The organism is Mycobacterium scrofulaceum, from assembly GCF_002086735.1.
Classification (GTDB): domain Bacteria; phylum Actinomycetota; class Actinomycetes; order Mycobacteriales; family Mycobacteriaceae; genus Mycobacterium; species Mycobacterium scrofulaceum.
The window spans coordinates 1-21,486 of the sequence record NZ_MVIJ01000002.1 but is presented as its reverse complement, the minus strand read 5'-3'; the positions used below and the strand labels follow the sequence as shown (position 1 = coordinate 21,486).

Here is a 21,486-nt window from a genome sequence, read left to right as displayed (position 1 = left end):
GTCTCGCCTCACCGTGATGGCCGAACGGGGAGCTCACCCGATATCAGCGGCGGCAGCAGCGCGTCGCGAAGCGCGGACAACCGCGCGTTCTCGGTGCGGCGCGTGTGGCACAGCGCCCCCAGGCCGGTGATCGTCCGCAACGCCGACACGGGCAGCCGCCGGACATCGGGGACCGCAACGTCCATCAGATCGCGCGGTCGGATCCGCTGATGGCTGCGCGAGGTCCCCGCGGCCCGCCGTTGCAGCCGTGCCGAGACGTCCGGTTGCCGCACGGCCGCCCACAGGGCCGAGGCGTCGACGCCCGTCGGCGTCAGGACGACGAACTCGCTGCTGGCCAAGGGCATTTCCGGCGGCAGGGCCACCACGTTCCAGATGCGCGGAATCCGGGGGTTCAGCTTCGCGAACAACACGCACGGCTCCGACAGGACGAACTTGCCGCTCTTGATGGATCCGCCGCGCACCACCCGGGGTGTCGCCCCGGCGTCGAACGCCGGGAGGCTGAAGTGCGCGACCACGTCGTCGAACTCGGCCGCGTTGCGGAACGCCGTCGACCTGCTCGCCAGGCTGGACAGCGGCGCGTGGGCGGGGGCCGATTCGGCCAGGGCCACCATCAGGTTCCCGGCGGCCTCGATCACCCGCTCGTTGGCCGACACCTTGTCGTCGAGGGCGCCGAGCAGCTCGGCGATCGCCGCGCGCCGCGGCGCACCCACGCTCGGCGCCGCGATGTCACGCAGGATTTTCTGGTTGAGCAGCGGTTGTCCCGATCCGGAACGGTGAGCGCCCAGCCGGCAGGTGTGCAACGCGTAGTACCAATACCGCGTCTCGCGTGGATCCTTCGCCCGGCAGACCAGCGCGTTCTCGGTGACCCAGACGTCGGAGTCGCAGTAGAGCAGGCTGCCGCACTGCGACCCCACGCGGCCGAGCACGATCAGTGGACCGGCGGCGTTGTGTTCGGCGGCATAACCGATGGCCCCGTTGGCGCCGTAGACGCGGACGCGTCCGCCCGAGGCGCGCCGCGGCGCCCGGCCGCCGTTGCTGAAGAGCAGGTGGTCGCCCAGCGTGGTCGTCACCGCAGGCGCTCCAGCTGTTGGCGCACAACGCCGTCCAGGTGGGCGGATTCGTCGAGCGCATCCAGCAGGTCGCCGGCCAGCCGGGCGATCTTCTCTTCGACCGGCTCGCCGTCGTCCTCGCCGGCGGGCGCTCCGACATAGCGTCCCGGCGTCAGGGTGTAGCCGGCCGCGGCGATGTCGTCGAGCGAAGCGGACGCGCAGAACCCCGGGACATCCTGGTAGGTAAGGCCTTTCGCGGCGGCCGACGCGGCGCCCAGCCAGGCGTGGTAGGTGTCCCCGATCCGGACGACCTCCTCGCGCGTCAGCGCGCGCTCCGCGCGATCCACCAGGTGGCCGAGCCCCCGGCCGTCGATGAACAGCACCTGCCCGGACCGCGCGCCCTTGTCGGTGGCGAAGAACCACAGGCACACCGGGATCGACGTGCTGCGGAACAGCTGGGCGGGCAGCGCGACCATGCACGACACCAGGTCGGCGTCGACGATCCGCGCACGAATCTCGCCTTCGCGGAGCGTGTTCGACGACATCGACCCGTTGGCCATGACCACGCCGGCCTGTCCGCCCGGGGCGAGTTTGGACAGGATGTGCTGAATCCATGCGTAATTCGCGTTGCCCGCGGGTGGGACACCGAACCGCCAGCGGGGGTCGCGCTCGTCGCGGGCCCACTCCTTGATGTTGAAGGGCGGATTGGCAAGCACGTAGTCCATCTGGACGCCGGTGTGCTGGTCGTCGAGCAGGGTGTCGCCCCACCGGGCGCCCAGGCCGGTGTCGTCGATGCCATGCACGGCGAGGTTCATCTTCGCCAGCCGCCAGGTCTGCTCGACGGATTCCTGCCCCCAGAACGAGATTTGCGCGGAGTCGCCGTCGTGTTCGGCGACGAATCGCTCGGTCTGCACGAACATGCCTCCCGAACCGCAGCACGGGTCGTATACCCGCCCGCTCGACGGTTCCAGCACCTCGACGATCACGCGGACCACGCTGGGCGGGGTGAAGAATTCGCCGCCCCGGCGCCCCTCCGCGCGCGCGAAATTGCCCAGGAAGTACTCGTAGACCTCGCCCATCAGGTCGCGGGCGCGGCTCCGTTCGCCGAGCCGCGCGGCGTCGAGCAGGCGCACCAGCTCGCCGACCCGCCACGGGTCAAGGTTTTCGTACAGCCGCGGCAGCCCCGCGGCCTCCATCGCTTCGTCGACGAGCCGGCCGATGCCCGGCGAATCCGCGTTGCGCGCCAACGACTTCCACTGCGCTTCGCTGGCGTGCTTGAGGAACACCAGCCCGAGTACGACGTCCTTGTACTGGCCGGCCGACAGGGAGCCGCGGAGCTTGTTGGCCGCCTTCCAGAGCGTGTCCTCGAGTTCTTTGTCCGTTGCCCGCATCAGCTCGCCGCCCGCAGGTCGGCGGCCAGGTCGCCCCGGGTGGCGACGCTGAACCCGCCCAGTTCCAGCCACGACGCCATGGACCGCAGTTCGCCGGCCAGCGCATCGATGACGCGCGGCCGCGGCACGTCGGCCTCGCCGAACGCGCCCAGGACGCGCAGCGTGTCACCCGCCCGGTCGGCCTTGAGGTCCACCCGCGCGACCAGCCGCCCGTCCATCAACAGCGGCCACACGTAGTAGCCGTACTGGCGCTTGTGGGCCGGAGTGTAGATCTCGATGCGGTAGTGAAACCCGAACAGCCGCTCGACCCTGGGCCGGAAGAAGATCAGCGGGTCGAACGGGCACAGCAGCGCGGTGCCGCGGTCGCCGCGCGGCACGGGCCGGCCGGCCCGCACGTAGGCCGGCGCGGACCAGCCGTCGACGTCGACGCGCTCGATCTCACCGGCGGTCAGCAGGTCGGCGATGGCCGGCTTGACCTGCTGGGCCGTCAGCCGGAAGTAGTCGCGGATGTCGGCCTCGGTGGCGACCCCGAGCGCGGTGGCCGCCCGCAACGCCAGAGCCCGGACGGCGTCGGCGTCGTCGACCTCGCGGGCCAGCACGCTCGCCGGCAGCACCCGTTCCACCAGGTCGTAGTGGCGGGCGAAGCCGACGCGGGTGGCCGTGGTCAGCACGCCGGCCGCAAACAGCGCCTCCGCGACCCACTTGGTGTCGCTGCGGTTCCACCACGTTCCCTTTTTCCTGCGCGGCGCCGCGGCCAGGTGGGCCTCGATCTGGCCGGCGGTGCTGGGACCGAGTTCCGCGACGGCGGCGACGACATCCTCGGCGAGTTGGGGGTTGGCCTTGACGATGTGGGTGCCCCAGCGACCGTGCCGGTATTGGCGCATCCGCCAGCGCAGCAGCGGCCAGTCGTCGACGGCCATCAGCGCGGCCTCGTGCGCCCAGTATTCGGCCAGCAGCCGCGACGAACGCGGGCCCCAGGCGGCGCGGTCCAGTACCTCGCGGTCGTACGGGCCGAGCCGGCTGAACACCGGCGCGTAGTGGGCGCGCACCGCAACCGACACCGAATCCAGCTGCAGCACCTGAATTCTCGAGATGAGGCGCTTGAGGTGGGCGCGGGTGACCGGACCGGCCGGGCGCGGCTGGCTAAAGCCTTGGGCCGCAACGGCGATCCGCCGGGCTTGCGGGGCCGACAACCTGGGGGTCCGGATCGACACGGCGCCGAGAATACCGCCCGGGTACGACAGCTCCCTGCGGCGACGCGGCTAGCCCGTGCTGACTTTCCCGTCCAGCGGCACCACGACGCTGGGCTCCGGCGCGTTCTTCTGCTCTTGGTAGGCCGACTCGAGCGCGGCCGGGACCGCCTCGAGGTCCCGGTACACGCCCATCAGCTGCTCGAGGACGTTGATCCGTTGCTTGATCGCCTCGTCGGCCGCGCGGCGGGCCTGTTCACGATAGTGATCGGCCTCCCGCTGCGCGTCCCGCCACGCCTTGTCGATCGCCGCTTCGGTGTCGGCGCGCATCCCGGCCAGTTCGGCCTCGAGCTGCTTCTTGGCTTCCTCGTAATCGGTTTCCATGGCTTTTCGTTGCTCGGCCATCTCCGCCAACTCCTCTTCGTGCTTTCGCCGCGCGGCCTCGACCTCGGCCTCGGCCGCCGCGATCAGCGCATCCGCCTCGCTGCGCGCCTCGGCCTGCATTTCCGAAACCTCCTCGACCGCGCGTTGCAGCATCTTCGCCATCCGGCGCTGCATCGCGTGGGGTGAGGGCGAGGTGTCGGTGAGGACGGCGACCTCCTTGCGCAGCGCGGCCGTCTGGTCGCCGGCTTCCTTCAGCCGGGACCGCAGGTTCTCGACGTCGTCGAGCAGCAGCTGCTGCTTGGTGGTCAGCATCTCGATGTGGGCATCGACCGCAGCCGGGTCATAGCCCCTGAACATCCGAGTGAACTGTTTTGCGGGTTCGGTTATCACTGCCAATTCCCCCTCCTGGCAACGTGTGTTGACCTGGTGAGACCGACCCCCGCGTCCGAGTATGTCACGGTCGCGGAGACCAGAGCTCATGCCCGACGGTAGCTGTGCAGGCGGTACCGCAGTCCCGTGCGGCTGACCTGCCACTCCCCCGTCTCACCCAGCCAGGCATCGTCGAGCACCGGGGCCAGCGCGTCGTCGTCGTCGCGCCGCAGGTCGACGTCGACCTCGGTGACCTCACACCGGGTGGCGTGCGGCAGGGCGAGCAGGTATACCTGCTCGCCGCCGATCACCCAGGCCTCGGGTTCACCCGCGCAGTCCGCAAGAGCCGCCTCGAGCGAACCCACGACCTGCGCCCCGTCGGCCACGAAGTCGCTGCCTCGCGAGAGTACGACATTCTTGCGGCCCGGCAACGGCCGAACCGCGGCCGGCAACGACTCCCACGTGCGCCGGCCCATGATGACGGTATGGCCCATCGTCACCTGCTTGAAACGTGCCAGGTCTTCGGGGACTCGCCAGGGGATGTCACCGCCGCGGCCGATGATGCCGGACGTCGACTGTGCCCACACCAGGCCGACGTCCGTCATCGGTGACTTCCCGGGGCCCCGGCCAGGCCGGCGCCGACGTCTTCGCCGCGCGTCATACGGCGACGGGGGCTTTGATCGCCGGGTGCGGATCGTAGTTCTTGATGACGACGTCATCGTAGGTGTAGTCGAAGATCGAATCCCTATGCGCCAGAACCAGTTCCGGGTAGGGCCGCGGCTCGCGACCGAGCTGGGTGCGCACCTGCTCGACGTGGTTGTCGTAGATGTGGCAGTCGCCGCCGGTCCAGACGAACTCACCGACCGACAGGCCCGCCTGGGCGGCCATCATGTGGGTGAGCAGCGCGTAGCTGGCGATGTTGAACGGCACACCCAGGAACAGGTCGGCGCTGCGCTGATACAGCTGGCAGCTGAGCCGGCCGCCGGCCACGTAGAACTGGAAGAACGCGTGACACGGCGGCAAGGCCATCTGCGGGATCTCCCCGACGTTCCATGCCGACACGATGATGCGCCGCGAGTCCGGGTCGGTGCGCAGCAACTCCAGCGCGGCGCTGATCTGGTCGATGTGCTCGCCGGAAGGCGCCGGCCAGGATCGCCACTGGGCGCCGTATATCGGCCCGAGATCGCCTGTCTCGCTGGCCCATTCGTCCCAGATGGTGACGCCGTGCTCGTGCAGCCAGGCGACGTTGGAGTCGCCGCGCAGAAACCACAGCAACTCATAGACCACCGACTTCAGATGCACCTTCTTGGTGGTGAGCAGCGGGAAGCCGGCGGACAGGTCGTAGCGCAACTGCTGCCCGAACAGGCTGCGGGTCCCGGTGCCGGTGCGGTCCGATTTTGCCGTGCCCCGCTCGAGCACGAGGCGCAGCAGGTCCTCGTAGGGGGTGGGAACCGGCACGGCGATCGGCACGCGGCCAGCTTAGCGGCGATCGCAAGCGCGGCGAAGCCGGGCGCGGCGGATCGACGCCAGAAAACCCCGCGGCGATCGCAAGCGCGGCGAAGCCGGGCGCGGCGGATCGACGCCAGAAAACCCCGCGGCGATCGCAAGCGCGGCGAAGCCGGGCGCGGCGGATCGACGCCAGAAAACCCCGCGGCGATCGCAAGCGCGGCGAAGCCGGGCGCGGCGGATCGACGCCAGAAAACCCCGCGGCGATCGCAAGCGCGGCGAAGCCGGGCGCGGCGGATCGACGCCAGAAAACCCCGCGGCGATCGCAAGCGCGGCGAAGCCGGGCGCGGCGGGTCGACGCCAGTAAGCCACCCGCAAAAGCCGCGGAGTAGAACGGGTGCCATGCCGAACATCATCGACACCATCACCACCCCGGACGGGACCTGCACCGTCCATCTGTTCACCCCCGGAGGTCCGGACACCCAAGTCCCCCACCCGGGCGTGATCATGTATCCCGACGCCGGCGGCGTGCGCGACACCTTCGAGCAGATGGCGGCCCAATTGGCCGGCTACGGCTACACGGTCCTGCTGCCGGACGTGTACTACCGCAGCGGCGATTGGGCGCCGTTCGACATGGCGACCGTGTTCGGCGACCAAAGCGAGCGCAAGCGCCTGTTCGGCATGATCGGAAGCGTCACGCCGGACAAGATGGCCAGCGACGCCGTCGCGTTCTTCGATTACCTTGCGGAGCGCCCGGAGGTATTGGGAGATCGCTTCGGCGTGTGCGGCTACTGCATGGGCGGGCGCACGTCGTTGGTGGTGGCCGGCCTTGTGCCGGACCGGGTCGCCGCCGCGGCCTCCTTCCATGGCGGCGGCCTGGTCACCGACACCGCGGACAGCCCGCACCTGCTGGCCGACAAGATGACCGCCACGGTCTACGTGGGCGGCGCGAAGGACGACGCGTCCTTCACCCGCGACCACGCCGAACAGCTCGACAAGGCGCTGACGGCCGCGGGCGTGCGCCACACCATCGAGTGGTATCCGGCGGGCCATGGGTTCGCGGTTCCGGACAACGGGCCGTATGACCCCGCCGCGGCCGAGCGGCACTGGCTGGCCATGACCGAGGTCTTCGGTTCGGCGTTACCGCGCTGACCCGGCGGTCGAGCGCAACTACGTCGGGGGCAGGCCCACCAGCTCGGCCAGCCGGGCGCGGTGACGGTAGGCGGTGCCGAAGATCAACTGGTCGCTCTTGGCCCGCTTCAGGTACAGGTGCGCGGGATACTCCCATGTCATGCCGATGCCGCCGTGCAGCTGGACGCACTCCTCGGCCGCGTGCACGGCGACACCGCTGCAATATGCCTGCGCGACGGTCGCGGCGACGTCGGCGTCTTCGTCGCCGCGGGCGCACGTGTCGGCGGCGTAGCGGGCTGCCGCCGTCGCGGCGCCGACCTCGAACCACAGGTCGGCCAGCCGGTGTTTGATCGCCTGGTACGAGCCGATCGTGCGGCCGAATTGCTTGCGCTGCTTGACGTAATCCAGCGTGGTCTGCAAACACCACCGGGCGACTCCGAGCTGCTCGGACGCCAGCAGGGCTGCCCCCGTGCGCAGCGCGTCGGCGACCGGCCCGTCCGCCGGCCCGACGCATGAGGAGTCGACCGCCGAAAAACTCACGTCGGCAAGCGGTCTGGTCATGTCCAGGGCCAGCAGCGGCGACACCTGGACGCCGGCCGCGTTGCGGGGCACGGTGTGCAGCTCGAGCCCGTCGCGGCCGGCGACGGGCACCACCAGCACGTCGGCCTCGGCGGCGCCGGCGACGCTGGTGACCGATCCGCTCAGCCCGTCGGCGCCGCCGGTCACCGCGGCGACCGGATCGCCCGGGGCCGTCGACAGCGGCACCGCCAACGCGGCCGTCAGTTCGCCTTGCGCCAGTGCGGACACGGTCGCCGTATCGCCGGCGCGCAGCAGCGCGACAGTGGCCAGCACGGCGCTGGACAAGAAGGGCACGGGCGCGACCGCCCGGCCGATCTCCTCCATGACGACCGCCGCCTCGCGGGCACCCGCACCCGCGCCGCCGAGCGACTCGGGGACCAGCAGGCCCGCCACTCCCAGCTCGCCGGCCAGTGTCCGCCAGACTTCCGAAAAGTCTTGGGGCGCAGAGTCATATACGCGCACCACCGACTCGGGCGGGCAGCGGTCGGCGAACAGGTGACGAACGCTGTCCCGCAGGGCCTCCTCGGTGTCGGAGTACAACAGGTCGCTCACCGGTCCAGATCCTTCCAGGCGACGTCTTTGTCGACGCGGTGCTCACCCGGCAGGCCCAGGATGCGCTCGGAGATGGTGTTGCGCAGGATCTCCGAGGTGCCGCCTTCGATCGAATTGCCCCGAGCGCGCAGGTAGCGGTAGCCGGGTTCGCGGCCGACCAGGTCGACCGTTTCCGGCCGGCGCATGGTCCAGTCGTCGTAGCGCAGCCCGGCTTCGCCGTGCAGCTCGATCTCGAACCCCGAAACCGCCTGGGCCAGGCGCGCAAACGCCACCTTCATGCCCGCACCCTCCGGGCCCGGTTGACCCGCGGTGGCCTGCTGCCGCAGCCGCTCACCCGCCAACCGCAGAACCTCCGCCTCCACCCACAGCCGCATCAGCTCGTCGTGCATCGCGGGATCGCGCAGCGCCGGGTCGTTTCGCCAGGCTTTGGTGACCTTGCCGATATGGCCGCCCTCCCGTGGCGTTCCGGCGCGGGTGCCGATGGCGACGCGCTCGTTGTTGAGGGTGGTGGTCGCGACCCGCCAACCGCCGCCCTCCGGGCCGAGCCGATTCGCGTCGGGCACCCGCACGTCGGTGAGGAACACCTCGTTGAACTCGGCCTCGCCGGTGATCTGGCGCAGCGGGCGTACCTCGACGCCGGGCTGCGTCATGTCGCACAGGAAGTAGGTCAGGCCGAAGTGTTTGGGCACCGTCGGGTCGGTGCGGGCGACCAGGATGGCCATGGACGCGTGCTGCGCCTGCGACGTCCACACCTTTTGGCCGTTGACAATCCAGTCGTCCCCGTCGCGGACCGCCCGCGTGGAGACACCGGCAAGGTCCGAGCCGGCGCCGGGCTCACTGAACAACTGGCAATAAATCTGTTCGCCGGTGAACAACGGGCGCAGGAACTTTCGTTTCTGCTCGTCGGTGCCGAACGCCGCGATCGTCGGCGCCGCCATGCCCATGCCGATGTAGTTCTTGACGGTGCCGCCCACCGGCGCGCCGGCAGCGGCCAGCTCGGCGTCCACGAGCTCCTGGGCTTTGCGCGGCAAGTCCAGCCCGCCGAAGCCCCGCGGCAGGTGCACCCAGGCCAGGCCCGCGTCGTACTGTGCGCCCAGGAATTCGCGCGGGTCGGTGGTGGTGGGGTCGTGCTCGTCCAGCAGCGCCCGCACCCGGGCCTGCACATCCTCGGGGCTCACGGCTAGCCCTACGGCCGGGCCTGAAAGCCCTGTGCGGCGCCGAGCAGCAGGCCGCCGTCGATCACCATCGTCTCGCCGGTGATCCAGCTGGCGGCGTCGGAGACCAGGAAGGCCACGGCGCCGGCCACATCGGCGGGCTCACCGATGCGTCCGAGCGCTATCGACGACGCGAGCGGATCCTCGTGGTCCTTCCACAGCGCCTCCGCCAGCCGGGTGCGCACCACCCCGGGGGCGATGGCGTTGACGCGGACGCGCGGCGAAAGCTCGAGCGCCAGCTGCTTGGTGGCGTGGATGAGTGCGGCCTTGGTGGCGTTGTACATGCCCATGGCCGGCGATTGGTGCAGGCCGCCGATGGAGGCCGTGTTGACGATCGCGCCGCCGTGCTCACCCATCCACGATTTGACGACGAGCGAGGTCCACAGCAACGGCGCCCACAGGTTGACGTCGAAGATCTTGGTGAAGCGGGCGTGATCCTGGTCGATCAGTGGACCGTACGCGGGGTTGGTGCCCGCGTTGTTGACCAGGATGTCCACGCTGCCGAACCGCTGAAGCGTGAGGTCCACGCAGCGGCGTGCGGCTTCCTCGTCGACCGCGTGCGCGCCGACGCCGAGCGCGTTGCCGTCCACCTGCGCGGCGGCCTCGTCGGCGGCCTCCTGCTTGCGGGCGGTGAGCACGACACTGGCCCCCGCCCCCGCAAGCTGTTGGGCGATCGCGAGGCCGATCCCGCGGGATGCGCCGGTGATGATCGCGGTGCGGCCGCTCAGGTCCAGTGAGGTCATCGTGATGCGCCTTCCGTCGCGCGAAATCGAACGGTTTCCCGTTCGCTACATGGATGTTTTACACGTGTCTGCGCGTGGTATGCGACCCGCATGTTCTCGAAATTAACCCTTACGAAAAGACTGGCGGTGGGCGGGGCTGCGGCCGCGGCGATCGCCGTCGCGCCGATCGCCATCACCGATGCTGTCGCTTCCGGGCCCGCCACCTCGGCGGCGCCGACGCACGTGGTGTTCAAGGACGACCCGGGCGGTGGCGGCTGCGACGCCAACGGCAACTGCGGCTCGGGCGGCCAGTTCGGCGGCCCCGGTGGCGGTCCCGGCGGCCACGGTTGCGTCCCGGGCGTCGGCTGCGGCTCCGGCGGCCAGAACGCGGGCCCCGGCGGCATTCCGGGCGGCCAGGGCTGCCTGCCCGGCGTCGGCTGCGGCTCCGGCCACGCCTGATCAGACCGACTCCGGCCACGCCTGATCAGACCGAACCCGGCGGCTCCCGGAGCCTGGCGATCCAGGCCCGGGAGTCCGCGGGGTCGATGACGTCGTCGAGTTCGAAAGTGGTGGCCGCCCGCAGCGCCTTGCCGTGGTCGTAGGCCGCCGCCACGAGTTTGTCGAACAGCTCCTGGCGTTTGCCGGGGTCGCCTTCGGCGGCCAGCTCCTTGCTGAACCCGAGGCGCACGGCGCCCTCCAGCCCCATCCCGCCGATTTCGCCGGTCGGCCAGGCAACGGTGAACTGCGGGGCGCGGAACGAACCGCCGGCCATCGCCATCGCGCCGAGCCCATATCCCTTGCGCAGGATGATCATTCCCACCGGAACGGTCAAACGCGCGCCCAAGACGAACATCCGACCGAACCGCCGGACCGCCGCCTGAACCTCCGCGTCGGGTCCGACCATGAAGCCCGGCGTGTCGCACAGCGAAATGACGGGCAGCCTAAACGATTCACACAAGGCGAGGAAGTCGCCGGCCTTGTCCGCCGCCTCGGCATCGATGGCCCCGCCGAGGTGGTGCGTGCTGTTGGCGATCAGCCCGTAGGCCGCGCCTTCGACGCGGACCAGCGCGGTGACGATGCCGACGCCGTAATCGGGTCGAAGCTCCAGCACGGAACCGGTGTCGACGATCGCCTCGACGGCCCGGTGCACGTCGTAGGCGCGTAACCGGTTCTGGGGCACCACATGCCGGGCCAGCCGCGGATCCGGCGCCGACCAATCGGCCAGGTCGCCCTGGAAGTACGACAGGTACTGCTTGGCCAACGACACCGCGTGCGCCTCGTCGCGGGCGACCAGGCCGACCACGCCGTTGCGCCGCTGCACGCCGATCGGCCCGATCGCCTCCGGCGGATACACCCCGAGCCCGCCGCCCTCGATCATCGCCGGTCCACCCATCCCGATGTTGGCGTCCGGGGTCGCGATGATCACGTCGCACACCCCGGCCAGCGCGGCGTTGCCGGCAAAGCATCGGCCCGAGACGATCGATATCAGCGGCACCCGGCCGCTCAGCGCGGCCAGCATCCGGAAGGTCGGCACGTCCAGCCCCGCGAGGCCGCCGACGTCGGTGTCCCCCGGCCGGCCGCCGCCACCCTCGGCGAACAGCACCACCGGCAGCCGTCTCCGGGCGGCCAGGTCGAACGCCCGGTCGGTCTTGGCGTGGTTGCGCATTCCCTGCGTGCCGGCCAGCACGGTGTAGTCGTAGGACACCACGACGGCCTCGGCCGCCGCACGCCCGAAGCGGTCCGCGCCGATCGTCGCGAGCCCGGCGACCAGGCCGTCGGCCGGCGTGTTGGCGATCAGGTCCTCCTCCGAGCGCCGGCTGCGCTGCGCCGCGATGGCCAGCGCGCCGTATTCGACGAAGCTGCCCGGGTCGATCAGATCGGCGATGTTCTCCCGCGCGGTCCGACGGCCCTGCTTGTGCCGCCTGGCCACCGCGGCCTCGCGGCCCTCGTCGAGGGTCAGCAGATGCCGCCTGCGCACCTCGTCCAGGTCGGCGCGCGGCCGGTCGAGATCGGTTGCCGCGGCGCCGGAGTCGCCGCCGGGTGCGGCCTCCGCGCGGGTGAACACCAGCAGCGGATCCCCGGTCCCCACCACCTGCCCGGGTGACGCCAGGACGCGCACCGTCCGCAGCGCGTCCGGCGCGGCGAGCACATGCTGCATCTTCATCGCTTCCAGAACGACGAGCTGGCTGCCCGCACGAAAGTCGGCGCCCTCGGGCGCCACCTCGACCACGGTGCCCGCCAGTTGCGCGCGCAGCACGTCCTCGCCGGGATAGAGCTCGACGGGCGCGACCTGGACGTCGTGGTGGTGCGACGACGCCGCCGCCGCCAGCTCGGGCAGCTTCTCGTCGAGGAAACCGGTGCTCACCGAACCTGATTCCACCGCGGGGTCGCTCAGCACCGCGTGGAGGAAGTCGATGTTCGTGCGAACGCCCTCGATGCGGAACTCGGCGAGGGCGGTCCGGGCCTTGCGCAGCGCCGCCCGCGGTGACGGCCCGTGCACGTGGGCCACGACCTTTGCCAGCAGTGAGTCGTACTGCGCGTTGACCACCAGCCCGGCCCGGCCGTAGGTGTCGACGCGGACCCCCGGCCCGCTCGGCGGCGAGAACACCGTGAGCGTGCCGGCCGCGGGCGCCACGGACAGGTCGGGGGCGAACGTCTCGGCGTTCACCCGGGCCTGGATGGCGATGCCGCGATGCGCGGCGGGCTCGCCGATGACTTCTTCTCCGTCGGAGGCGATCCCGGCCGGCAGCCCGAGCTGGTAGTAGGAGGCGCCCCCGGCGATGGCCAACTGGACGGCCACCAGGTCGAACCCGGTCGTCTCCTCGGTCACCGTATGCTCTACCTGAATTCTCGGGTTGACCTCGAGGAACACGAATTCCCCACCGGCGACGAGGAATTCGACCGTGGCCAGCCCGCGCAGCCCGGCCCGCGCGCACAACCGCGCAGCCGCCTGATGCAAGTCACGCCGCATCCCGTCGGAAAGTCCTTGGGCGGGCGCGATTTCGATGATCTTCTGGTGGCGGCGCTGAATGCTGCAGTCGCGGTCACCGAGCGCCAGCGCGCGCGTCTGGTGCCCCGCCGGCGCGGCGACGACCTGCACCTCGATGTGCCGTGCGTGTTCGAGCAGTACCTCGGCGAACAGCGCCGGATCCCCGAAGCCCAACTGCGCCTCCGCGGCGCATTGCCGGTAGGCGTCGCCGATCTGATCGGCGCTGCGCACCGGGCGCATTCCGCGACCGCCCCCGCCGGCCAGCGCCTTGATCATGATGGGACCGCCCCGGGATTCGTAGAAGTTCTCGATGTCCGCGACGCTGGCGGGCCCGTCGGTTGCGGGCAGCACCGGCACCCCGGCGGCGACGGCGGCCGCGCGGGCGGCGGCCTTGTTGCCGACCAGCTCCAGCGCGTCGGCGTCCGGTCCCACGAACGTGTAGCCGGCACCGGCGCAGGCGCGCGCGAATTGGGCGTTCTCGCTGAGGAACCCGTAGCCCGGGTGGATCAGCTCCGCTCCCGAGTCTTTGGCCGCTGCCAGCATGGCGGGCTGGTCCAAATACGCGCGCGGTCCGGCCCCGGGCAGGCCGATCGCTTCGTCGGCCGCGTGCACATGCGGGCTCTCGGCATCGTCTTCGGCGTAGACGGCGACCGTTCGCATGCCCAATTCGGTTGCCGTGCGGACCACCCGCAGCGCGATCTCGCCGCGGTTGGCGACCAGCACGGTCGCGCTCATCGCAGCGGTTCCCCCCACCGCACCTGGTCACGGAGCTTGCCCTTGAGCAGCTTGCCGCCCGCGTTGCGGGGCAGCGCGCTGTCGACCACCGTGACGTACTGCGGCACCTTGAAGTCGGCGAGTTGCTCTCGGCAATGGTCGAGCACCGCCGGCACGTCGATCTCGTCGGCGCCGCCGAACAGCACCGCGCCCACCTTCTCGCCCATGACGTCGTCGGGGACGGCCAGCACGCACGCGTCCGCGACGTGGGGCGCCGCCAGCAGCACGGCCTCCACCTCGACGCTGGAGACGTTCTCGCCGCCGCGGTTGATGATGTCCTTGAGGCGGTCGACGATGTGCACCCGGCCCGCATCGTCGATGCGGACCACGTCCCCGGTGTGCAGCCAGCCGTCCACAATGGTGGCCGCGGTCGCTTCCGGCCGGTTCCAGTACCCGGCGGTCACGTTGGCGCCGCGCACCACCAGTTCACCGACGCCCGGCTCGTCGCCGGCGAACGCGACCAGTCCGAGGTCGACCGACGGCACCGCGTACCCGACCGAATCGGCGTGCCTTACGGCGTCCTGACTGGGCAGCACGGTCATCAGCGAAGCCGTCTCGGTCATGCCGTAGCCGTTGAACACGGTGGCTTGGGGGAAGGCGTCCTTCACCGCACGCACCAGCGACGGCGCGATCGGGGCGCCCCCGTACCCCACCCAGCGGACCCCGGAGACGTCCGCGTCGGCAAAGCCCTTGTGGCGCAACATCAATGCGTACACCGCCGGCACGGTGACCATGACGGAGACACGCTCCGAGGTCAGCGCGGCGATCAGTCCGTCCAGGTTGAGGGTGGGCATGATCACCGAGGCACCGCCGAGCCGGGTGGCGGCCAGCAGCTGTGAGTTGCAGCCGGTCACGTGGAACAGCGGCACCGAGATGAGCGTCCGCATCGCCTCGCCGAGGTCACGCGGCTGGCCGAGACAGCGGATGGCGTTCTCGGTGTTGGTCAGGAAGGCCTCGTGGGTGGTCGGCACCCCCTTGGGGTGGCCGGTGGTGCCCGAGGTGTAGAACAGCGCGGCCACGTCGGCGGGGCCGAGCCGCTCGGTCACGTACGGCTGGCCGTCGGGCAGCGGGGTGTCGGCCGTCAGGTCCAGCGTCGCGCCGGAGTCGGAGAGGACGAAGTCGACTTCCGGCTGTGCGGAGCGAGTGTTCACCGCCACCGCAATGCCACCGGCCATCACGGTCCCCCAGAACGCCAGCACCCAGTCGTTGCCGGCGGGGTAGCGCACCGCGACGCGGTCACCGGATCGCAACCCGGCCGCGCGGAGCCCACCGGCGACGCGCGCCGCGCGGTCCCACAGCTGGCGGTAGGTCAATCGACCGGCGCCGAGCTCGACCAGCGCCTCACTGTCCGGGCGCCCCTCGACCTGCTCGGCGAGCATGTCCAGCAGCGTGGCGGGCAGGTCGGCATAGCGCGGGACGCCGTCGGCGCCGCGGGTCACGCCAGTCGTCGGGAAGGGGTTGTGGTCGCGGGTGATGTCGAGGACTTGTGGCTGCGGCACGTCTCGACCTCCGTCACAACGAGCAGTTACGTCCCGGCTGTGAGCGTAGTCGGCGGTCCCGTCTGAGAACTTGAAACCCCGCGGCCGGATCAGTGCATCGGTGCCGGCAACGCGCCGGACAGACCGTCGCTGATACCGCGACTTATCTCGTGTTTCTGAACCTCGCCGCCCGCCGACGGCGAGTTCCGGCAGTCGCAGCCGAGGCCCCCGAACGGGTTGGGATCGGGGCTGACCGGTGTCCCGACACTGCAGCCCAGCGCGAGAACCGCGCTGAGCACGGCGTTGGCGACCACGTCGAGGCCTCTCCTTAACCGGATCTGTCGCATCCGCGCCCTGTACGTCGCCCTGTACGTCGCCCTGTACGCGTTTGGACCGAAACGCTTGCGCCATCGATAGCGGCGGCGGCCGCTTCTGACCGCAACACCATGTGGTTGAGCCAAGAAGGTGAGGACCGCTCCCGATCCGGCCATCATCGGTGGCAGCACCAACAAACACAGCTCCGACCAGCCCAATCCGCTGAGCCGCAGGCCCGCCAGCAAGGCGGCCGCATTGACCGTCAAGGTCCCGGCCACGTAGGCCGCACACCTCGTCACATACCGGGCGCCCGCCGCACGGATACTGATCGGAGAAGCCGTGGTTGTCTCCATGGTCCCAGGCTCTCGCGTTGCGGGGCCCGAGTCGTCATTGCTGACACCCGTCTTTGCGGGCCCGCCAGCCTGACCGGGGCAATACCTGCTGGCTGGAATTACGCTCAGCACTGCGGGCGCAGATCACACGAGAGGATCACGGGCGGGGTGGAGCCGGAGGAGGCAGGCGTGCGGGTGGTCGTCGCCGACGACGACGTGCTCCTGCGGGAGGGCTTGGCCAGCCTGCTGGCCCGCTCCGCATACCGCGTCGTCGGTCAGGTCGGCGACGCCGCAAGCCTGCTGGAACTGGTCCGTCGGGAAAGGCCGCAGCTGGCGATCGTCGACATCCGGATGCCGCCGACGGGCACCACCGACGGACTCGACGCCGCGATAACCATCCGCGAGGAGCTGCCCTCGGTCGGGTTGGTGATCTTGTCGGCCCACGTGGACGTCGAACATGCGATGCAGCTGCTGGCCAGCGGCCGCAGCGTCGGGTACCTGCTGAAGACCCGGGTCACCGATGTCGGCGATTTCCTGGACACGCTTCGCCGAATCGCCGGCGGCGGATGTGTGGTCGACCCCGCGCTGGTTCAGGAACTGGTCGAGGCGCGCACGCGCAACGATCCGCTCGCCGTGCTGAGCCCACGGGAGAAGGAAGTCCTCGGCCTGATGGCCGAAGGGCGGTCGAACGCGGGGATCGCCCGCCGCTTGTGGGTGACCGAGGGCACCGTCGAAAAGCACGTCCGCAGCATCATGACCAAACTGGAGCTCCACGAAGCGCCCGACGATCACCGGCGCGTTCGCGCGGTCATCACCTTCCTGGAAGCTCGCTGACCCGTGCCGGAAGCCAAGCCCCAGTGGGTATCCCGCCCGGCCTCGACATGGCTGTCGCGGGACCCACTACCCACGTCGCTGGGCGTCGCGGTGGCCATCGGGTGTATCGCGGCGGAAACGTCGGTCATGCTGGTGCTCAAAATGTTCGTCCCGGACAACGCCTTTGGCGTGCTCTACCTGATCGGCGTCCTGATCGTCGCAACCGGGTGGGGCGCCGGCCTGGCCGGCGGCACGGCCGTGTTGAGCGCACTCGCTTTTGACTACTTTCGTAACTGGCCGGACGCCACGATGGGGTCACCCGAGCCCCAGGACTGGACGGCATTGGCCGTCTTCGTCGTCGTCGGACTGGTGGCAAATTCGCTGGCGCGCACCGCACGAGCGCATGCCGTGGCCGCCGAACGACGCAGGCGGGAAGCCGAGGCGAGCCGCGACGAGCTCCGCGTCCTGGCCGAGCAGCAAGCCGCGCTGCGCCGGGTGGCGACCCTGGTCGCACGCGGAGTCCGGCCATCGGACGTCTTACCGGCCGTGGCGAATGAGTTGGCGAGATCGCTCGGTGTCGCCAACGCCGCGCTGTGGCGTTACGAATCCGACGGCACCGCAACACTTGTCGCGGCCCACGATGACCCCGGGCAGGTGGCGCGGATGCCCGTCGGCAGCCGCTGGTCCCTGGACGGGGAGAACCTCGGCGCCATGGTGGCCGGTTCCGGTCAACCAGCACGGATGGACAGTCATGACACCGCGACCGGTGACGTGGCGGCGCTGATTCGCCGTCTGGGACTGCGCAGCGGCGTGGGGGCACCGATCGTGGTCGGGGGCAGGCTCTGGGGTCTCGCAGTCGTCGGCTCCCCCACCGAGCCACTCCCGTTCGATACCGAGCAGCGGGTCGGCGAGTTCACCGAACTCGTCGCCACCGCGATCGCCAACACCGAGGCCCACGCGGCGCTCACCGCGTCCCGCGCGCGCATCGTGACCGCCGCCGACGATGCACGCCGCCGCCTGGAGCGCGATCTGCACGACGGCGCGCAACAGCGACTGGTATCGCTTGCCCTGCAATTGCGCTCCATCGAGGCGGGGGTGCCGGCGGACCTCAGTCGGTTGAAAGACGAGATCGCGGCCGTCGTTACCGGTTTGACCACCGCATCGGCCGACCTCCAGGAACTCGCTCGGGGCATTCATCCGGCGATCTTGAGCAGAGGAGGGCTCGGTGCGGCACTCAAGACGCTCGCCCGCCGCTGCCCGATTCCGGTCAACATCAGCCTGGCACTGGCGGGACCGGCGACCGAGTCCGCTGAGGTCGCCACGTATTACGTTGTGGCGGAAGCACTCACGAACGCGGCCCGGCATGCGCAGGCCTCCCGGATCGACATCGACGTCCGCGGCGACGGGTCGGAGTTGCGGCTCGCCATTCGCGATGACGGTGCCGGCGGCGCCGACATCGGCAAGGGATCGGGGCTCGTCGGCCTGATGGACCGAGTCGAAGCGCTCGGTGGACACCTCGAGATCGCCAGCCCGCCCGGTGGCGGCACGGCGCTGCACGTCGCGATTCCCGCCCGCACCTGACAGCGCGCGGGCTCCCCTGCCCGGTGTCCTATCGTCGTAGCGGTGACGATCGAGGATCCCGCCATCATGCCCGAGGCGTTCTTCACTGTCGACGGCGACTCCTACGTGCCGGGCCCGCTGACCCGCGGACCCTGGGGCGCGGCCATGGGCGGCCAGAACGTCGGTGGCCTGTTGGCTTGGGGCATCGAGCAATCGGGCATCGAGCCCGCCTTTCAGCCGGCCCGGCTCACGGTCGACCTGCTGCGTCCGGCCTTGCCCGAACCGGTGCAGGTCCGGACCTCGGTGCAGCGGGAAGGGCGGCGCATCAAGCTCGTCGACGGGGCGCTGGTGCAGAACGGCAACACCGTCGCCCGGGCCAGCGCGCTGTTCCTGCGCCGAGGGGAACACCCGGACGGCGCGGTGTGGTCGGCGCCGTTGGCCATGCCGCCGCTGCCGGTCACGTCCGATGGGTTCCCGGCCGACATGCCGTTCCTGATCTGGGGGTACGGGGCCACCGCCGCGGGTAGCCCGGGCATCGCGGCCGGCGAGTGGGAGCAATCCCATTCGCAGAAGTTCGCCTGGACGCGAATCTTTCGCCCGATCGTGCAGGGCCACCCGCTGACCCCGTTCGTCCGCCTCGCTTTCGCCGGTGACATCACCAGCTCGCTGACCCATTGGGGCACCGGCGGATTGCGCTACATCAATGCCGACTACACGGTCACCGCGAGCCGCTTGCCCGACGGTGAATACCTGGGCCTGGCGGCCCAAAGCCATTACGGCACGGCCGGTGTCGCGACCGGGGCCGCCACCCTGTTCGACCGGCACGGGCCGATCGGCACCAGCTCGGCGCTGGCCCTGGCCCAGCCCGCCGAGGCGTTCAAGCCGACCTACACCTAGACGGCTTATTCCATCAGCTGGGCGGCGACCGTCGCGCCGAGTTCCCAGCAGGCCTGCAGGTCGTCCTTGTCCGGCTTGCCCGAAACCAGCACGGTCTCAGCGGCTTTGGCCCAGCCCAGCCCGGTGGTGATCGACATGACGCCGCGCTCGGCGCCCTCGGTTCCCTCGTTGCCGTGCAGGTACAGGCCGAACGGGCGTCCACGCGTCGAGTCCAGCAGCTGGTAGTAGGCGCAGTCGAACGCGTGCTTGAGCGCCCCGCTCATGTAACCCAGGTTCGCCGGGCTGCCCAGCAGATAACCGTCGGCCGCCAGCATCTCGGCCGGCGACACGGTCAGCGCCGGCCGCCGTATCACCTCGACGCCCTCGATCTCGGGGTCGGTGGCGCCCGAGACGACGGCCTCGAACATCTCCTGGCAATGCGGGGACGGGGTGTGGTGGACGATCAGCAGCGTCTTGCTCACCGGCCTGCTCCTCGGCGGCCCTGCAATTCGAGCGCCGTCTTCATGGCTTCCCGCGCCCGGCGGCGGTCACCCGCGTAATCGTAGGCGCGGGCCAGCCGGTACCAGCGCCGCCAGTCGTCGGGGTGGTCTTCGACTTCGGTGCGCACGGAGGCGAACAGCGCATCGGCGGCGTCCCGCTCGATGCGACCGGACGCGCGTCGCGGCAGGGCGCTGGTGTCGAGCTCCATGCCGTCGGCCGCGATCAGGGTGGCCAGCTTCTGGTGGGCGAACCCGGACCGCAGGGTCGCCACCATGGCCCAGAGACCGATCAGCGGCATGACCAGGACCGCCACCCCCAGCCCCACGGCGGCCGCGCGGCCCGAGGCGATCATCGCGACGGCCATCCGCCCCAGCAGCACGAAGTACCCCAGCATCGCGACGCAGAGCAACGCGATCAGCAACTGGGTGCGCAGGGCGGGGTTCATTGCGGGTTCACTGCAGGTCGAGCAGGGGCTCGAGCCCGACGGTGAGGCCGGGTCGTTCCTTGACGCGCCGCACCGCCAGCAAGACGCCCGGCACGAACGAGGTGCGGTCCAGGCTGTCGTGGCGGATGGTGAGCGTCTCCCCCTCGGTCCCGAACAGGATCTCCTGATGGGCGACCAGCCCGGCCAGCCGCACCGAATGGACGGGGATGCCGTCGACGTCGGCGCCGCGGGCGCCGGGCAGGCCGGTGCTCGTGGCATCGGGGTTGGGCGGCAGCCCTTTTCGTGCCTCGGCGATCAGCTTGGCGGTGCGCGCCGCCGTACCCGACGGCGCGTCGGCCTTGTGCGGGTGGTGCAGCTCGATGACTTCCACCGATTCGAAGAACCGCGCGGCCTGCTTGGCGAAATGCATCGACAGCACCGCGCCGATCGCGAAGTTGGGCGCGATGAGGACGCTCGTGTCGGTCTTGTCGGCCAGCCAGGCCTGCACTTGGTCGAGGCGCTCCTGCGTGAAGCCCGTGGTGCCCACCACGGCGTGAATGCCGTTGGCGATCAAGAACTCCAGGTTATCCATCACAACGTCGGGGTGGGTGAAGTCGATGACCACCTCGGTGCCCGAATCGGTGAACAGGCCCAGCGGATCGCCGGCGTCCACCTCCGCGGCCAGGGTCAGGTCGTCGGCGCCCTGCACGCCCGCCACCATCGCCGAACCGACTTTGCCCTTAGCCCCCAAAACGCCTACCCGCATGAGTTTCACCCTAGACGGGTGCGCGCGCCGCGCCGATGGCCGTCCCGCCCCGTCACGACGACGGTTCCGCCGGCATGCGCCGGGGTACCCGTCGTTGAAAGTGGCGTTCCCGATTCAGTCCCGGTTTGCGCGCAGAGGCAAGGAGCAGCGATGGCAGGACACAGACGTCGTGACCGATTGGCGAGTCTGGCGCTGACGAGCTGTTCCTTCCTCGTCGCCGGATGCCTGTGGGCATCCCCGGCTCAGGCCGACGCCAATTCGTTCCTCAGCGATGCGCAACCTCGGCATTCACGACGCGCGCGGTGGTGACGCCGGGTTGCTGGCGGCGGGTCAGCGACTCTGTCAAGAGTTGTGGGCCGGCGCCAATGCCTCGCAGCTGAAGGCGAGGGCGTTGGCGCGTTCCGACGCCAACCAGGGCTCCGAGGGGCTCAGCCCGCAACAGGCAAGCGACCTGGTGGACGTCGCCTATGCCGATCTGTGCCCTTCATGACCTCGATTCGTCCACAGTCCGGTCTTCATCCACAACTGCCGCCTGCGGCGTGGCGCATGTCCGCCCTGTTGCCTCACGTCAAGATGCGCGCGAAGGCGGATTCGTTGCCTCACGTAAACGTGCGCGCTTGTTGACTTGAGC

22 protein-coding genes are annotated in these 21,486 nt (G+C 70.3%); 7 read left to right on the top strand and 15 right to left on the bottom strand.

The window, feature by feature from the left end; all coding sequences use genetic code 11:
• Nucleotides 1–8 precede the first annotated feature (8 nt).
• The 6 genes from BST44_RS02115 to BST44_RS02090 all read right to left on the bottom strand — a co-directional run bounded on the left by BST44_RS02115 (nt 9) and on the right by BST44_RS02090 (nt 5,841).
• Nucleotides 9–1,070, bottom strand: coding sequence for a restriction endonuclease subunit S (locus BST44_RS02115; RefSeq protein WP_083174805.1), 1,062 nt, complete (start codon nt 1,068–1,070; stop codon nt 9–11).
• Nucleotides 1,067–2,440 (bottom strand): class I SAM-dependent DNA methyltransferase, encoded by a 1,374-nt coding sequence (locus tag BST44_RS02110; protein WP_083174804.1) that lies wholly within the window; start codon nt 2,438–2,440, stop codon nt 1,067–1,069. Before BST44_RS02110 ends, BST44_RS02115 begins: the two co-directional genes overlap by 4 nt.
• Nucleotides 2,440–3,684, bottom strand: coding sequence for a winged helix-turn-helix domain-containing protein (locus BST44_RS02105; RefSeq protein ID WP_439330691.1), 1,245 nt, complete (start codon nt 3,682–3,684; stop codon nt 2,440–2,442). Before BST44_RS02105 ends, BST44_RS02110 begins: the two co-directional genes overlap by 1 nt.
• A gap of 18 nt (nt 3,685–3,702) precedes the next feature.
• Nucleotides 3,703–4,404, bottom strand: coding sequence for a DivIVA domain-containing protein (locus tag BST44_RS02100; RefSeq protein WP_083174802.1), 702 nt, complete (start codon nt 4,402–4,404; stop codon nt 3,703–3,705).
• An 86-nt stretch (nt 4,405–4,490) separates the two neighbouring features.
• Entirely contained in the window at nt 4,491–4,988 is a 498-nt protein-coding gene (locus tag BST44_RS02095; RefSeq protein ID WP_083174800.1) for a dihydrofolate reductase, read from the bottom strand.
• A gap of 52 nt (nt 4,989–5,040) precedes the next feature.
• Nucleotides 5,041–5,841 (bottom strand): thymidylate synthase, encoded by an 801-nt coding sequence (locus BST44_RS02090; RefSeq protein ID WP_083175075.1) that lies wholly within the window; start codon nt 5,839–5,841, stop codon nt 5,041–5,043.
• Between the two features lie 390 nt (nt 5,842–6,231).
• On the opposite strand from BST44_RS02090, the gene BST44_RS02080 reads away from it, so the two are divergent.
• Entirely contained in the window at nt 6,232–6,981 is a 750-nt protein-coding gene (locus tag BST44_RS02080; RefSeq protein WP_083174799.1) for a dienelactone hydrolase family protein, read from the top strand.
• Between the two features lie 18 nt (nt 6,982–6,999).
• Here BST44_RS02080 and BST44_RS02075 read toward each other — a convergent pair whose 3' ends face one another.
• The 3 genes from BST44_RS02075 to BST44_RS02065 are packed head-to-tail and all read right to left on the bottom strand — an operon-like array spanning nt 7,000 to nt 10,048.
• Entirely contained in the window at nt 7,000–8,091 is a 1,092-nt protein-coding gene (locus tag BST44_RS02075) for an acyl-CoA dehydrogenase family protein (RefSeq protein WP_083174797.1), read from the bottom strand.
• Nucleotides 8,088–9,269: an acyl-CoA dehydrogenase family protein gene (locus tag BST44_RS02070; RefSeq protein WP_083174796.1), complete on the bottom strand. Its 1,182-nt coding sequence runs from the start codon at nt 9,267–9,269 to the stop codon at nt 8,088–8,090. The genes BST44_RS02075 and BST44_RS02070 overlap by 4 nt, the downstream gene beginning before the upstream one ends.
• A gap of 8 nt (nt 9,270–9,277) precedes the next feature.
• Nucleotides 9,278–10,048 (bottom strand): SDR family oxidoreductase, encoded by a 771-nt coding sequence (locus BST44_RS02065; RefSeq protein ID WP_083174794.1) that lies wholly within the window; start codon nt 10,046–10,048, stop codon nt 9,278–9,280.
• Nucleotides 10,049–10,138: 90 nt separating this feature from the next.
• On the opposite strand from BST44_RS02065, the gene BST44_RS02060 reads away from it, so the two are divergent.
• On the top strand, nt 10,139–10,486 hold the full coding sequence (locus BST44_RS02060) for a PE-PGRS family protein (RefSeq protein ID WP_083174792.1): 348 nt from the start codon (nt 10,139–10,141) through the stop codon (nt 10,484–10,486).
• 25 nt (nt 10,487–10,511) lie between these two features.
• Here BST44_RS02060 and BST44_RS02055 read toward each other — a convergent pair whose 3' ends face one another.
• From BST44_RS02055 to BST44_RS02045, 3 genes are all read right to left on the bottom strand, one after another.
• Nucleotides 10,512–13,751 (bottom strand): carboxyl transferase domain-containing protein, encoded by a 3,240-nt coding sequence (locus BST44_RS02055; RefSeq protein WP_083174791.1) that lies wholly within the window; start codon nt 13,749–13,751, stop codon nt 10,512–10,514.
• Nucleotides 13,748–15,289: a class I adenylate-forming enzyme family protein gene (locus tag BST44_RS02050; RefSeq protein ID WP_083174789.1), complete on the bottom strand. Its 1,542-nt coding sequence runs from the start codon at nt 15,287–15,289 to the stop codon at nt 13,748–13,750. Before BST44_RS02050 ends, BST44_RS02055 begins: the two co-directional genes overlap by 4 nt.
• 89 nt (nt 15,290–15,378) lie before the next feature.
• A complete protein-coding gene (locus BST44_RS02045) occupies nt 15,379–15,582 on the bottom strand; it encodes a hypothetical protein (protein ID WP_083174788.1) in 204 nt (67 codons plus the stop codon).
• Between the two features lie 151 nt (nt 15,583–15,733).
• Between BST44_RS02045 and BST44_RS31285 the strand changes: the two genes are divergently transcribed.
• The 4 genes from BST44_RS31285 to BST44_RS02030 all read left to right on the top strand — a co-directional run bounded on the left by BST44_RS31285 (nt 15,734) and on the right by BST44_RS02030 (nt 19,185).
• Nucleotides 15,734–15,865: a hypothetical protein gene (locus BST44_RS31285; protein ID WP_279628966.1), complete on the top strand. Its 132-nt coding sequence runs from the start codon at nt 15,734–15,736 to the stop codon at nt 15,863–15,865.
• A 239-nt stretch (nt 15,866–16,104) separates the two neighbouring features.
• Nucleotides 16,105–16,749 carry a response regulator gene (locus BST44_RS02040; RefSeq protein WP_244184710.1) on the top strand — a complete coding sequence of 215 codons (645 nt, stop codon included), beginning with the start codon at nt 16,105–16,107 and terminating at the stop codon, nt 16,747–16,749.
• Between the two features lie 3 nt (nt 16,750–16,752).
• A complete protein-coding gene (locus tag BST44_RS02035; RefSeq protein WP_142274331.1) occupies nt 16,753–18,309 on the top strand; it encodes a sensor histidine kinase in 1,557 nt (518 codons plus the stop codon).
• 42 nt (nt 18,310–18,351) lie between these two features.
• Complete coding sequence (locus BST44_RS02030; RefSeq protein WP_083174784.1) at nt 18,352–19,185, top strand: thioesterase family protein; 834 nt, start codon at nt 18,352–18,354, stop codon at nt 19,183–19,185.
• 5 nt (nt 19,186–19,190) lie between these two features.
• Here BST44_RS02030 and BST44_RS02025 read toward each other — a convergent pair whose 3' ends face one another.
• From BST44_RS02025 to dapB, 3 genes are read right to left on the bottom strand one after another with little or no spacing between them, the layout of a single operon-like run.
• Nucleotides 19,191–19,592, bottom strand: a complete 402-nt coding sequence (locus BST44_RS02025; protein ID WP_208619716.1) for a flavodoxin family protein — start codon at nt 19,590–19,592, stop codon at nt 19,191–19,193.
• Between the two features lie 50 nt (nt 19,593–19,642).
• Nucleotides 19,643–20,110 carry a tetratricopeptide repeat protein gene (locus BST44_RS02020; RefSeq protein WP_083174781.1) on the bottom strand — a complete coding sequence of 156 codons (468 nt, stop codon included), beginning with the start codon at nt 20,108–20,110 and terminating at the stop codon, nt 19,643–19,645.
• A 7-nt stretch (nt 20,111–20,117) separates the two neighbouring features.
• On the bottom strand, nt 20,118–20,855 hold the full coding sequence (dapB, locus tag BST44_RS02015) for a 4-hydroxy-tetrahydrodipicolinate reductase (RefSeq protein ID WP_083174780.1): 738 nt from the start codon (nt 20,853–20,855) through the stop codon (nt 20,118–20,120).
• A gap of 271 nt (nt 20,856–21,126) precedes the next feature.
• Between dapB and BST44_RS31630 the strand changes: the two genes are divergently transcribed.
• A complete protein-coding gene (locus tag BST44_RS31630) occupies nt 21,127–21,345 on the top strand; it encodes a DUF732 domain-containing protein (RefSeq protein ID WP_439330688.1) in 219 nt (72 codons plus the stop codon).
• Nucleotides 21,346–21,486: the final 141 nt, after the last annotated feature.

Bases quoted from the DNA above. Each gene is read 5' to 3' on its own strand.
- BST44_RS02095 (WP_083174800.1), bottom strand. From the start codon at position 4,988: ATGACGGACGTCGGCCTGGTGTGGGCACAGTCGACGTCCGGCATCATC.
- BST44_RS02025 (WP_208619716.1), bottom strand. From the start codon at position 19,592: ATGTTCGAGGCCGTCGTCTCGGGCGCCACCGACCCCGAGATCGAGGGC.
- dapB (WP_083174780.1), bottom strand. From the start codon at position 20,855: ATGCGGGTAGGCGTTTTGGGGGCTAAGGGCAAAGTCGGTTCGGCGATG.
- BST44_RS02060 (WP_083174792.1), top strand. From the start codon at position 10,139: ATGTTCTCGAAATTAACCCTTACGAAAAGACTGGCGGTGGGCGGGGCT.
- BST44_RS02055 (WP_083174791.1), bottom strand. From the start codon at position 13,751: ATGAGCGCGACCGTGCTGGTCGCCAACCGCGGCGAGATCGCGCTGCGG.
- BST44_RS02020 (WP_083174781.1), bottom strand. From the start codon at position 20,110: ATGAACCCCGCCCTGCGCACCCAGTTGCTGATCGCGTTGCTCTGCGTC.
- BST44_RS02065 (WP_083174794.1), bottom strand. From the start codon at position 10,048: ATGACCTCACTGGACCTGAGCGGCCGCACCGCGATCATCACCGGCGCA.
- BST44_RS02110 (WP_083174804.1), bottom strand. From the start codon at position 2,440: ATGCGGGCAACGGACAAAGAACTCGAGGACACGCTCTGGAAGGCGGCC.
- BST44_RS02080 (WP_083174799.1), top strand. From the start codon at position 6,232: ATGCCGAACATCATCGACACCATCACCACCCCGGACGGGACCTGCACC.
- BST44_RS31630 (WP_439330688.1), top strand. From the start codon at position 21,127: ATGCGCAACCTCGGCATTCACGACGCGCGCGGTGGTGACGCCGGGTTG.